This is a genomic window from Flavobacteriales bacterium (assembly GCA_025210805.1).
In the GTDB taxonomy this organism is placed as follows: domain Bacteria; phylum Bacteroidota; class Bacteroidia; order Flavobacteriales; family CAJXXR01; genus JAOAQX01.
Map to the genome: position 1 here is coordinate 36013 of JAOAQX010000007.1, position 12704 is coordinate 48716.

At 35.2% G+C, this 12704-nt stretch carries 12 protein-coding genes; 6 read left to right on the top strand and 6 right to left on the bottom strand.

The window, feature by feature from the left end; translation table 11 throughout:
• Nucleotides 1-36: 36 nt before the first annotated feature.
• Together rnc and N4A45_04035 are read left to right on the top strand one after the other, a co-directional pair.
• Nucleotides 37-720: a ribonuclease III gene (rnc, locus tag N4A45_04030; protein MCT4664386.1), complete on the top strand. Its 684-nt coding sequence runs from the start codon at nucleotides 37-39 to the stop codon at nucleotides 718-720.
• Nucleotides 707-1540: a hypothetical protein gene (locus N4A45_04035; GenBank protein ID MCT4664387.1), complete on the top strand. Its 834-nt coding sequence runs from the start codon at nucleotides 707-709 to the stop codon at nucleotides 1538-1540. Before rnc ends, N4A45_04035 begins: the two co-directional genes overlap by 14 nt.
• A gap of 124 nt (nucleotides 1541-1664) precedes the next feature.
• Here N4A45_04035 and gdhA read toward each other — a convergent pair whose 3' ends face one another.
• Nucleotides 1665-3005: an NADP-specific glutamate dehydrogenase gene (gene gdhA / locus N4A45_04040; protein MCT4664388.1), complete on the bottom strand. Its 1341-nt coding sequence runs from the start codon at nucleotides 3003-3005 to the stop codon at nucleotides 1665-1667.
• A 216-nt stretch (nucleotides 3006-3221) separates the two neighbouring features.
• Between gdhA and N4A45_04045 the strand changes: the two genes are divergently transcribed.
• On the top strand, nucleotides 3222-4175 hold the full coding sequence (locus N4A45_04045; protein ID MCT4664389.1) for an ABC transporter permease: 954 nt from the start codon (nucleotides 3222-3224) through the stop codon (nucleotides 4173-4175).
• Here the strand turns inward: N4A45_04045 and N4A45_04050 are convergent.
• A complete protein-coding gene (locus N4A45_04050) occupies nucleotides 4172-4471 on the bottom strand; it encodes a hypothetical protein (GenBank protein ID MCT4664390.1) in 300 nt (99 codons plus the stop codon). The genes N4A45_04045 and N4A45_04050 overlap by 4 nt on opposite strands.
• A gap of 74 nt (nucleotides 4472-4545) precedes the next feature.
• Nucleotides 4546-5604 (bottom strand): thiamine-phosphate kinase, encoded by a 1059-nt coding sequence (thiL, locus tag N4A45_04055; protein MCT4664391.1) that lies wholly within the window; start codon nucleotides 5602-5604, stop codon nucleotides 4546-4548.
• Between the two features lie 257 nt (nucleotides 5605-5861).
• Here thiL and N4A45_04060 point away from each other — a divergent pair, with 257 nt between their 5' ends.
• On the top strand, nucleotides 5862-6128 hold the full coding sequence (locus N4A45_04060) for a hypothetical protein (protein MCT4664392.1): 267 nt from the start codon (nucleotides 5862-5864) through the stop codon (nucleotides 6126-6128).
• Nucleotides 6121-6354 (top strand): type II toxin-antitoxin system RelE/ParE family toxin, encoded by a 234-nt coding sequence (locus N4A45_04065; GenBank protein MCT4664393.1) that lies wholly within the window; start codon nucleotides 6121-6123, stop codon nucleotides 6352-6354. Before N4A45_04060 ends, N4A45_04065 begins: the two co-directional genes overlap by 8 nt.
• Nucleotides 6355-6554: 200 nt before the next feature.
• On the opposite strand, the gene N4A45_04070 is transcribed toward N4A45_04065, so the two are convergent.
• From N4A45_04070 to N4A45_04080, 3 genes are all read right to left on the bottom strand, one after another.
• Nucleotides 6555-6983, bottom strand: a complete 429-nt coding sequence (locus N4A45_04070; GenBank protein ID MCT4664394.1) for a hypothetical protein — start codon at nucleotides 6981-6983, stop codon at nucleotides 6555-6557.
• A gap of 56 nt (nucleotides 6984-7039) precedes the next feature.
• Nucleotides 7040-9151 carry an ATP-dependent DNA helicase RecG gene (gene recG, locus N4A45_04075; GenBank protein ID MCT4664395.1) on the bottom strand — a complete coding sequence of 704 codons (2112 nt, stop codon included), beginning with the start codon at nucleotides 9149-9151 and terminating at the stop codon, nucleotides 7040-7042.
• A 95-nt stretch (nucleotides 9152-9246) separates the two neighbouring features.
• Nucleotides 9247-9990 (bottom strand): SDR family NAD(P)-dependent oxidoreductase, encoded by a 744-nt coding sequence (locus tag N4A45_04080; GenBank protein MCT4664396.1) that lies wholly within the window; start codon nucleotides 9988-9990, stop codon nucleotides 9247-9249.
• Nucleotides 9991-10205: 215 nt separating this feature from the next.
• Here N4A45_04080 and N4A45_04085 point away from each other — a divergent pair, with 215 nt between their 5' ends.
• Nucleotides 10206-12656 carry a TonB-dependent receptor family protein gene (locus N4A45_04085; protein ID MCT4664397.1) on the top strand — a complete coding sequence of 817 codons (2451 nt, stop codon included), beginning with the start codon at nucleotides 10206-10208 and terminating at the stop codon, nucleotides 12654-12656.
• The last annotated feature ends 48 nt before the right edge of the window (nucleotides 12657-12704 follow it).

Sequence of the window (12704 nt, forward strand, 5' to 3'; positions counted from 1 at the left end):
AACCGTGAGACAAACTCTCCCAGGAATTATCATTCTTTGGAGAGTTTTTTAATTTACATACTAGAAGAATCTCCAAATGATTTGATGCTTTACCAAAAAGCCTTTACACATTCTTCAAAAAGCAAGAACCCCATAGAAAACCTTGATAGATTAGAGTTTTTGGGTGATGCCGTTCTTGGGCAAGTAATAGCCGTACAGCTCTATCATCATTTTCCTCATGTAAAAGAAGGAGATTTAACTTCTTATAGATCCAAATTAGTTAATCGGAAATTCCTAAATCAAATAGGGCTCAAAATGGGTTTTAAAAACCTCGCAATAGCTTCGGCTCAAGGAAAAGAAGCGAACTCAATTATGGGCGATATTATGGAAGCACTCATCGGTGCTATTTATCTTGATAAAGGTTATGAAAAGGCCGAAAAATTTATCCAAGATTTTATCCTTACCGAAGTAGATCTAGATACGCTTCCTGAAGAAATCATTAGCTATAAAAGTAAGGTTATTGAGATGGCAGCTCAGCAAAAGAAAAAAATCAAATTTGCTTTGCTTTCCGAAACAGGATTAGAACATCAAAAAATATTTGAAATAGGCTGTCTTCTTGAGGGTGAAGTTTTGGCTAGAGCCAAAGCCAGTTCTAAGAAAAACGCTCAAGAATTGGTAGCAGAAGAAGTATATAAATCAGGAATATTAGAAAAAGAAAATCACAATCATGAGACTATTTAGTTTTTTAATTACACTATCTGTCGTTTTTTTATTACAAAACTGTGTTTCAGAAACTGCAGTTCAAGAACACAATAGACAAATTGCCTTTGCTGGAAAAGTAGAGAATGCCAGTGTAGAAAAAATGCGTTTTTTCAAACAAATTTCCCCAGTAGAATGGCGTTTACACGCCGAAATACCATTAGATAAACAAGGAAATTTCCATTTACATTTTGAAGATACTTTGGCTCAATATTATAAACTCTCTTGTGGAAAAGTTGAGTGGAATTTGTTCCTGAGTCCAAAAGATAGTCTGTATATGACTTTTGATGAAAAAACCCCTTTTAAGACCATCAGAAATAAAGGAAAAAGAGGAAAGCATGAAAATAATTACCTCAATAGCAAAGCTTTTTTTATTCAGAAACACTTTGTAGATTCCATTTTTCAAATGAATGAAAAGGATTTTCATAAAGAGATTAAATATATAAAAAAGCAGTTTCTTTTTGCAATTAATGAGGCCAATATCCAACAAAAAGGTTTTAGGATGAAAGAAAGAAATGCCATTGATTATATGATGGGAAAACTGCTCTACTTGTATCCAAAGATTAATAAGGACATCAGTTCTGGAACCATAAAACTAAGTGATCATTATTATGAGTTTATGGATGCCCTAGCAGTGGAAAACACACAGTTTATAGACATCCCAGAATACTTAGATTTTATGAGTAATCTAATCCTCTATGAATACAGCGAAATGGATCCCAAACCGATGATTGAGGAAGTAATTCTTAAGTATTTTAAAGAGCCTGCGAATATCCAAAAAGTAAAAAAGATCTTGATTTAGTGTCGGGGTTTCGATAAAATTTTCTTTCGCTTCTCTTTAGAGAATTCATAAAAAACACACATAAAAAAAACCTTTTCCAAAGATTTGGAAAAGGTTTTTGTATTATAAAAGAATGGTCTATAGATTATACCAATCCTTGATCAATCATAGAATCTGCTACTTTAACGAAACCTGCAATATTAGCTCCTTTTACATAGTCGATAGATCCATCATTTCTTTTTCCGTAAGTCACACATGCTTCGTGAATATCTTTCATGATATTATGAAGTTTTGTATCTACTTCCTCACGTGTCCAGTTGTATCTCAATGAGTTTTGGCTCATTTCTAGACCAGATGTGGCAACTCCACCAGCATTTGAAGCTTTTCCTGGAGCAAAAAGAATTTTGTTTTCCAAGAATACCTCCACAGCTTCTGGTGTAGAAGGCATATTCGCACCTTCAGAAACTACTTTACATCCGTTTGCAACCAATGTTTTTGCTTCTTCACCATCTAGTTCGTTTTGTGTAGCACATGGTAATGCAATATCACATTTTACACCCCAAGGACGTTGTCCTGCATGGAATTCGCAACCGTATTTGTCTGCATATTCTTTAATACGCCCACGTCTTACGTTTTTAAGCTCCATTACGAAAGCCAATTTTTCTGCATCGATTCCGTTGGCATCATAGATATATCCAGATGAATCTGAAAGTGTTACTACTTTTGCTCCTAGTTCTGTAGCTTTTTCACAAGCATATTGTGCTACATTTCCAGAACCTGAAATAGCTACTATTTTCCCATTGAAAGAATCTCCATTTGCTTGAAGCATTTCATCCGCAAAATATACGTTTCCGTATCCTGTAGCTTCAGGACGAATTAATGATCCACCCCAGTTAAGTCCTTTACCTGTAAGTACTCCTGTGAATTCATTACGGATTCTTTTGTATTGTCCGAAAAGATAACCGATCTCACGACCACCAACTCCGATGTCTCCAGCAGGAACATCAGTATTTGCTCCAATATGACGTGAAAGCTCTGTCATAAATGATTGACAGAATTTCATTACTTCATTGTCAGATTTTCCTTTTGGGTTAAAGTCAGAACCACCTTTTCCTCCACCCATAGGAAGAGTAGTCAAAGAGTTTTTGAATACTTGCTCAAACGCCAAGAATTTCAAAATAGAAAGGTTTACTGATGGGTGAAAACGAAGTCCCCCTTTGTATGGTCCTATTGCCGAGTTCATCTCGATACGGAACCCACGATTTACTTGCGTATTTCCTGCATCATCTAACCATGGTACACGAAACATAATCACACGCTCTGGCTCTACCATACGCTCCAGTAATTGTTTTCCTTGGTACTGTGGGTTTTCTTCTATGAATGGGATAATTGCTTCGGCAACTTCTGTTACAGCCTGAATAAATTCTGGCTCATGCGCATTTCGAACTTTTACGGATTCGATAAATGCATCTATTTTTGCTTGCATATCGCTTTTTTATAAATTAAAATGATAGTCAAAAGTAAGTTTTTTTTTTAATTCTTAGATAGGGTAATATTGCTTTTTAACCATTTTATTGAAAGGGAGTTTTATGTCATTATGAAATAGTTGTTAAGAATCTGGTTATGATAGACTCATAGTTGCTCTGTTTTTGTGATTTTGATTCCAATTGTAATGTTTATCTTTATACCCTCAAATGGTCTTATGAAAAGTAATTTTAAGCTGTATTTTTCTCTTATAATTCTCATTCCGATACTCTTGATGAGTATTACGGCTTATTATTGGATTCCTGATAATTCGCCTAATGCCAATACTATGCATATTGCTTTTGCGGGGCAAAGTCCAGGAACGAGTATTAGAAAAATTCAATTGGCTTCGGGTGATTTTTTGGAGGTCAAATCTTATTCTGTTTCCGATAATTTTATCTTAGCTGACGATAAAAAATTCTTCCAGAAAGATCTATATCATGATGAATTATCAAAAAATATCGTGGATTTATCTTATAGCCTTGGCTCAGACCGTTATGGAAGAGACTACTTAAGTCGTTTAGTGCTAGGAAGTAGAGTTTCGCTTATGGCTGGGTTTATTGCGGTTTTTATTTCTCTCGTTTTGGGAATTATTATTGGTTTAATTTCTGGATATTATGGGGGTTGGATTGATAAAATTTTGGTGAGTTTTATGAATATTTTTTGGTCGATTCCTACCTTACTTTTGGCAATAGCCATTACTTTGTCTTTGGGAAAAGGAATGTGGCAGGTTTTTTTAGCAATTGGATTAACGATGTGGGTAGAAATTGCTCGTGTTTTAAGAGGGAAAATTATATCCGAAAGAGAAAAAGATTATGTTCTAGCACTGCAAACACTGGGAGTTAGTGATCAAAAAATATTGTTTTCACATATTCTGCCCAATGTTTTTCAACCGATTATTATTTTGGCTGCAGCCAATTTCTCTACCGCTATATTATTGGAAGCTGGTTTAAGTTTTTTAGGTATAGGAGTAGAAAGTCCCATTCCTTCTTGGGGGAAAATGATCAAGGATCATTATGCATATATTGTGCTAGACAAAGCATATCTGGCTCTCTTACCCGGCGTAGCAATTTTACTTTTGGTTATTGCATTTATGACTTTAGGAAATCATCTAAAAGAAAAATGGACTTAATCCTTATATAAAGGGATAACCTCTGGGTCGCATTTAAACTTGGCTTGCACCAGTCTTACTACTCCATTAATCTCTTCATAAGTATTTTGTGTAAGACTTATGTTCAATGCATTAAGTTCTTTTCCGCAGTATTCTGCATTCTTGACCGTATCTCTTTTGAGTACATTTTTAGGTTCATCTGTTTTATACATCGTGTAATAAACCTCACAAGTAGCACATTCCTCAGAACCGCAAGAAGCCAGTGTTCCCACAAGTGCAATTCCTACAAAGAAAGAAAATAGATTTTTAGACTGCATTTTTGTTTCTAGTATTGATATTGAATGCCAAGATAAGAAATCTTTCAAAAACCACTCAACTTCTTGAGTTTTTTCTACTCAGAATCACTCTCTCCATGATTCCATCCTTGTGCCACAAGTGGTAAAATTTCTTCAGAATTCGTAATGATATGATGCCCCGAAGCTTCATCGGTAATATGTCCGATGACAGAAAGATGCGGGTTTCCTTTTATTTTTTCAAAGTCATCCATAGAAATAGTAAAAAGAAGTTCGTAGTCTTCTCCCCCATTGAGTGCGGGTGTAAGCGGGTGAATTTGAAATTCCTCAGACTTGTGTATTAAAGTAGGGTCCATTGGGATTTTATTTTCATAAATTCTACATCCTACCTTAGATTGTGTACAAATATGAAGTAAATCAGACGAAAGTCCATCAGAAACATCGATCATGGCGTGTGGCTTGATTTCCATTTTTGCAAGTAAATCAATGATGTCTAAACGAGCCTCGGGTTTCAATTGTCTTTCCAGTAGATAGGAATCTTCTTCATTTAACTGTGGTTGCATATTAGGATTTACCTTAAACACTTCTTTCTCTCTTTCAAGAAGTTGTAAACCCATATAAGCACCTCCAAGATCTCCCGAAACAACGATTAAATCATTTTCCTGAGCTCCAGAACGGTAAGTTATTTGTGTGTCGGATACTTTTCCTATGGCGGTAACAGAAATCATCATCCCTGATAGAGAAGAAGAGGTGTCTCCACCCACTAAATCTACCTGAAAATGCTTACATGCTAATCGAATTCCTTCATATAAAGCCTCTAAAGCTTCTACAGAGAAGCGACTAGAAACGGCAATAGAAACGGTAATTTGCGTGGGCTTGGCATTCATTGCACAGATGTCAGAAACATTTACTGCAACTGCTTTATATCCTAAGTGTTTGAGTGGAGCATAACTTAAATCAAAATGTACGCCTTCTACCAAAAGATCCGTGGAAACAACCATTTTTTCGGTACCACAATTAATCACAGCTGCATCATCTCCTATTCCCTTGAGTGTGCTTTTGTTTTGATTTTGAAAGTTTTTGGTAAGATGATCTATGAGTTTAAATTCACCCAAAGATCCTATCGTTGTCAGGTTGGTATCTTTATTTTCAAACATCTGTTCCTATTTTTTGGCAAAATTAGGAAAGTTTTGGGGATTATTATTAAATAGTTTATAAAAGCAAATAATACCGATTACAGTGTTCATTTACCCATGAGTTTTCGTTTCTTTTTCGAGGTATTTAGTTGTAGAACATCTCCCTTTCCATCCCGAAATACCGGGAAGACTTTTCAGTGTGTAAATTAACACCGTAAGTGATACAAATAAATTTTCCGTAATTTTGATAGTATCATAGTGATACTCAACAATGCACTATGAAAACTCTAAATACTGTAAGTATGTATGCATTAGATATTGATAAAAATGATTTTTTTGAGCGTTTGTCCTCTCTATCTCAAGAAAGCCAACGGATTATTTTCAATAAAATTTCTGAATTACGAGAAGAAGAAGAAAAAGAAGAAAAGCTACTGTTAGAAGCCATAAAAGAGGGTGAAGAAAGTGGTATCTCGGAAATAACAGACATTAAGGGATTCATAAATAACATGTATCAAGAAGCTAAAAACAATGAACAAAATGCCTAAGCTATTTCGTTTATCTGTAAAAGCTATCAATGATTTACAAAATGTGTTTAAATACACCTTAGAAAACTGGGGAGCAGAACAAGCTAAAAAATATACCCTTTTTATTGAGTCCTCATTTGAACAAATAGGTATTAATGATTTCTTTGTTAAAGAACTGAACATATCATCAAAAAACAGAATTTTAAATATTATTTTTACCTCGTTAAAAAACACCGAGTTATTTTGAAAGAGGAAAGTGAATATTATTTAGTTCTTCGTATTCTACACCAATCTATGGATACGAAAAGACATTTGTAGATTCATGTTTTTTCTAATCTTTTGTAAAAAAAGGAATTACAATAAATTAAAACTCAATTAAGCTGTATTATAGGTTGTGATAATTTTAAGCTTTCTATATAATTTAGGTAGGAAAAATAATCAATATGTTTAATCCGTGCTTTTCTCCAAGAAATAGAAATATTTGAATAAAATGGTTCTAAGCTTTGGAAATCCCTTAGGGTTTCTAAAGAAATCCTGAACCTGTTCCCAAGTTATTTTGAGAGATTGAAGGAGATCTTGAAGACTAAGTTGAAACTTATCCAGTTGATCAAAAAGCCATTTTTTATCAATGAATTGAGTGCGGGGTTGGTAGGTCTTTATTTCGAAACGGATACTGTTGGGTAGGTTTTCATATCGGAAAGCCTTCTGTAATAAATCTAAAATGCTTGTCTCAGTACGAAAACCAATTCGGAGATTCATCTGTTCTGCTTTGATTCTTATTTTCCCATTTTCTTCTTGAGTTTTTACACGGATACCTCCATAAAGCTCTAGCTTTTCTAATCTTGAAAGTGTGATGTTTTGCCAAATTGTTTCCATAGTCTTTGCCTTTTGTTGAGACAAAGGTAAAATGGAGCTGTGTCAATTTGTGTCATCTAAGAAATCTGGCTCCAGCCTATGATCTTTTTATAAGATTCAATTAAATATTTTCGGGTCATTTCGTGAATGGCTAAGCTGAGGTTATGATCTTTTTCAAGGCTTTTAATGGCGTATTGACGTGCCATTTGCAATTCTTCTCTATTCTTTATTAAGCTGGCAATTTTAAAATCCATCATTCCACTTTGGCGCGTACCCATCAAATCTCCTGGCCCTCGAAGAGTGAGATCGGCTTCCGATATTTTAAAACCGTCGTTGGTTTCTACCATTGTTTTCATACGGAACTGCGTGTCTTTGCTCAATTTATAACCCGTCATGAGTAAACAATAACTTTGCTCACTTCCTCGCCCCACTCTTCCCCTAAGTTGATGGAGTTGAGAAAGTCCGAAGCGTTCGGCACTTTCAATAATCATTACGGAAGCATTGGGAACGTTTACCCCTACTTCTATCACCGTAGTTGCCACCATAATATCGGTTTTTCCCTCGGCAAATTCATTCATTTCACGCTCTTTGTCACTGGCTTTCATTTTCCCATGAACAATACTTACGCTATAATCTGGTGCTGGAAAATCTCTAATAATGGCTTCAAAACCTTTTTGAAGATTGGCAAAATCCATTTTTTCGTTTTCCTCAATTAAGGGATATACAATATAAACCTGTCTTCCTTTGGCTATTTCTTTTCGGATAAACTGAATGACTTCCAAACGTCTATTTTCTTTAAAATGTCTGGTCACAATTTCTTTTCTTCCTGGCGGAAGCTCATCAATAACCGAGAGATCCAAATCTCCATAATGACTCATTGCCAAAGTACGTGGAATAGGCGTGGCGGTCATGATGAGAATATGGGGAGGTTTGGTGTTTTTTTTCCACATTTTGGCTCTTTGAGCTACACCAAAACGATGTTGCTCATCGATAACGGAAATTCCTAAGTTCTTAAAAACTACTTTATCTTCCAAAATGGCATGAGTTCCTACCAAAATATGAATACTTCCATCTCTCAGGCCTTCATCTATTTCTCGCCTTTCCTTAGTTTTGGTAGATCCTGTAAGGATTCTCACATGAATATCGGTAGTTTCCAGCATTTCCTTTATAGACTGATAATGCTGTTGAGCCAAAATCTCTGTGGGAGCCATAAGTGTTGCTTGGAAATCATTATCCAAAGCCAAAAGCATACTCATGAGTGCCACAATGGTTTTTCCGCTTCCTACATCTCCTTGAACCATGCGGTTCATTTGCTGCCCCGATTTCATGTCTTGATGAATTTCCTTCAAAACTCTTTGTTGCGCTCCTGTAAGCTGGAAAGGAAGAATATTTTTAAAAAAATGATTGAAATGGGCACCCACTTTTTCAAAAACGAATGAAGTATTTTTCTTTTTGTTACTGATTTTTTTGAGCAAAAGAACTAATTGTTGAAAATAAAATTCTTCAAAAATGAGTCTTCTTTTTGCTTCTGCTAAATGTCTTTGACTTTTGGGATGATGAATATGAAAAAGAGCCGCTTTTCTACTCAAGAACTTTTGTTCTCTCACGATATAAGAAGGAAGATTTTCATAGAGGTAAGGATGAATTTGTTCCAAAAGTCCGTAGATACTTTTGCTAATAACAAGACTGCTAAACCCCGATTTTTTTAGTTTTTCGGAACTGGGATAAATGGCTTGTAATCCTGCCCGAAATTTATCATTTCCTTCTGTGAGCTCCTCTATTTGAGGATGCATCATTTGCCATTCGTGGTTAAATAGCTTGGGTTTACCAAAAATGAGATAGTGTTTCCCTATTTTAATTTTACTTTTTACAAAATTGATTCCTTGAAACCAAGTAAGACTCATGCTTCCTGTGTCGTCTTCAAATTCTGCTTTAAGGCGTTTTTTTCTACCACTACCTTCTTCGAAAATGGCTGTTATTTTTCCCTTTATCTGTACTTCAGCACCCGAATTGACCAACTCATTGATATGGAAAAACTGAGTTTTGTCTATATATTTACTTGGAAAAAACTGTAATAGATCCTTATACTTTCGAACACCGAAAGCTGCTGCCAAAAGTTGGGCTCTTTTGGCTCCTATTCCCTTTAGGAATTCTACGGAAGTGTGAAAAAGGTGTTCTCTACTCTGCATTTGAGATTGTATTGCAAAACAAATTTAAGATATCTTTCAGGAATCCATTCTTAGAGATGCTTTCCTCATGAAATGAACAATGCTTCCTCAAAATATTACTCTCTGTGGGTAATATAAGAGTTTGCCTGAGCTGTGGCAGTTACCACTAAGTCATTTATACAAATATGAGCCGGTAAATTTAAGGCAAAATCAATGCATTGAGCAATATCTTCTGCTTGCAGTTCTTTAAATCCTTGATAGACTTGATCCGCTTTTTCTTGATCACCATGGAAGCGTACTTTTGAAAACTCAGTATTTACCATCCCCGGGCAGATATTGGTTACTTTTATTCCTTCCTTCACTAAGTCTAACCGCATTCCTTTACTAATGGCATCTACCGCATGTTTTGTAGCACAATATACATTTCCTTTTGGGTAAACCTCTTTTCCTGCTGTAGAATCTATATTGATAATATGAGCATTTTCTTTTTTAGGCATCCACGGTAAAATCGCTTTACTCATATATAACAAACCTGTTACATTGGTATCAATCATTTGCTCCCAGTCTGCTAAATCGGCGTCTTGGAAATCATCATATCCTGCTGCTAAACCTGCATTATTCACTAAAACATCTACTTTTTTACCATAATTCTCTACGGCTTCAAATACCGCTTTTTTATCTCTAATATCTAGCTCAATAATTTCTAAATCATGTTTTGGCAAACTGTTTTTAAGATCTTCTAAACGGGCTTTTCTTCTGGCAGAAACGACAAATCGAAATTTATTAGGGTCTAAAGTTTTTACAAGAGCTTGTCCTATTCCAGAACTCGCTCCGGTGATCCAAATGGTTCTTTTACTCATTTTATGATAGGGTTTTTTATACCATTTATGGTGTTAATGGATGACAAAGGTACTATCTTGGATAATTTAAGCATGGATCTCAAGGGTTGATATTTTTTAATTGATTTCTATTCGTAGAATTATTAACTATTATTCACTCTCAGAAAAATTCATAGAAAAAGGGAATACAATACTTTTGTGAATTATTCAAAACCCAACCATCAAAATTTTATTTTATGAGAAAAGCATTATTTCTCTTTGTATTTACTCTTTTAAGTTGCAGCGCTTTATTTGCTCAACAGTTTCGTATTTCTGGTCAGGTATTGGAGGCTTCTTCTCAAGAATCACTTCCTTATGCCTCAGTTGTTATCAAGGAACCTAATACCCATAAAATTATCAAAGGAACCACCAGTGATGAAATGGGGAAATTTGCACTAATGGCAAAAAAGGGGAATTATATCTTAGAAATTCAGTTTTTAAGCTTTGATAATTATGTGAAGAAAATTGAACTAAATGGGCATCTAAATTTGGGAAAAATAACACTTCAAGAATCTAAAGAGACCTTATCTGAAGTAGAACTCACTGCCGAAAAAGATCAAATGAGCCTCAAGGTAGATCGTAGAGAATTCACCGTAGGAAAAGATGTAACAAATAAAGGTGCTTCGGCTTCAGAGGTTTTAGGAAATATTCCTTCTGTAAATGTAGACGTGGAAGGAGCTGTAAGCCTTAGAGGAAGTGAAAATGTAAGAATTTTGATAAACGGAAGACCCTCTTCTCTTTTGGGAATCAACGGAACGGATGCTTTAAAAATGATTCCATCAGAAACGATAGAAAAAGTAGAAATAATCACCAATCCTTCCGCAAGGTATGATGCCAGTGGAGAGGTGGGTATTATTAATATTGTACTCAAAAAAGAAAAAAGAAAAGGTTTTAACGGAGTGATCAATACCAATATTGGTTATCCTACAGCTTATGGATTAGGGATTAATCTGAATTTCAAAAGGAAAAAAATAAACTATTTTGCAGGATTAAGCTATAACCAGAGAGCTAGACAAGGAACGGGAGAATTCAAATACTCAAAATTTGGAACAGATACTACCTTTACTACAAAAACACGCTCTGAGGACGACAATAAATCTATGAGATTTATGGCAAGAGCTGGTTTTGATTATGCCATTTCAGACAGAACAAACCTTACTTTTTCAGGTATGGTTTCTGGCGGAAAAGGAGATGATACCAATGAAAGAAATATCAGAGATTTTAACAATAACAATACGCAGATCAGTCAAACACACAGAAAACTCCACGACCTGGAGGATCTTTTGGGGATGGATTTTAATGCAAACTTTCATCATAAAGGAAAAATCAAAGGCGAAAGACTCACCGCGCAACTCCAGTTTTCAAAAGATTTTGAAGATGAAAATGGAACAATCACTCAAGATGTAAACTTTCTTACGACCAATAAAAATCGTTCTCAACTACAACAGTCTATCAATGATGAAAACCAAGATAATTGGCTTTTCCAGATAGACTATATTCGTCCTTTTTCTGAAAGACTCAAAATGGAAACTGGAGCAAAAGCTACAGACCTGAGTATTGATGTTAACTACAAAGTGAGTGAGCAACAAAAAAATGGTGATTGGAAAATTATTAATGGTTTTTATGATAAACTGGCTTACCGCCAAAAAGTTTATGCTGCCTATGGAATCGTCTCAGGACAATTGTTACCAGAAAATGAAAAACTGGGTTATCAAGTAGGACTTAGAATGGAGCATTCGGATATTGAAAGTATTTTTAAACTAAGCAATAAAAGCACTCCAAGAACTTACACAAACTTATTCCCATCTGCTCACCTTTCTTACAAAGCGAGCGAACAAACTTCTTGGCAACTGAGTTATAGTAAAAGAATTGATAGACCCAGAGCCTGGAGTTTGATGCCCTTTTTCTCTTTTGCCAGTGAAAGAAATCTTTTTGTAGGAAATCCTGAGTTAGACCCAAGTTATAGTCATGTGGGAGAACTTACTTTTTTAAATTACTGGGAAAAAGGTAGTTTTATGGCAAGTGCGTACTATCGTCATATTATGGATGTAAGAGACCGTATTGTACTAGCGGCAGATCCCAATGCAGGGAACAACGTTGAAACACTTATCAAACCTTTCAATATCGGAACAGAAAATAACTATGGTTTAGAGCTCACAGGATCTTATAATCCTTCTAAGAAATTAAAATTTAGAGCTTCTGCAAATTTATATCACAGCTCTATAGATGGTTCTTATACTGATGAACACAGAACCCTTGATTTATCTACCAATAATTTTGCTTGGCAAGGAAGGTTGAATATGACTTATGTTTTACCAAGAAAATGGATTACTCAAACTACTTTTGGTTATCGATCAAAAAGACAAGATACCCAAGGAGATGTAGATCCTGCAATGGCATTAGATTTCGGGGTTTCAAAAGATCTTTTTGGAGACAAAGCTACCATTGCATTTTCTGTAAGAGACATTTTTAATACCCGAAGAAGAATAGCCTTTAGTGAAGGTCCTGATTTTAGAATGGATTATGACTTCCAATGGAATTCAAGAACATTTAGACTCAATTTCACCTACCGTATTAATCAAAAGAAAAGACGTGGTGGAGTACGCCAAAGAAACCTTAGAGATAGCGGAAGCGGTGGAGGATTTTAGTTCGATAATTTTATAAAATTGGGCTAAGAAAATCTGACATTTTTATAC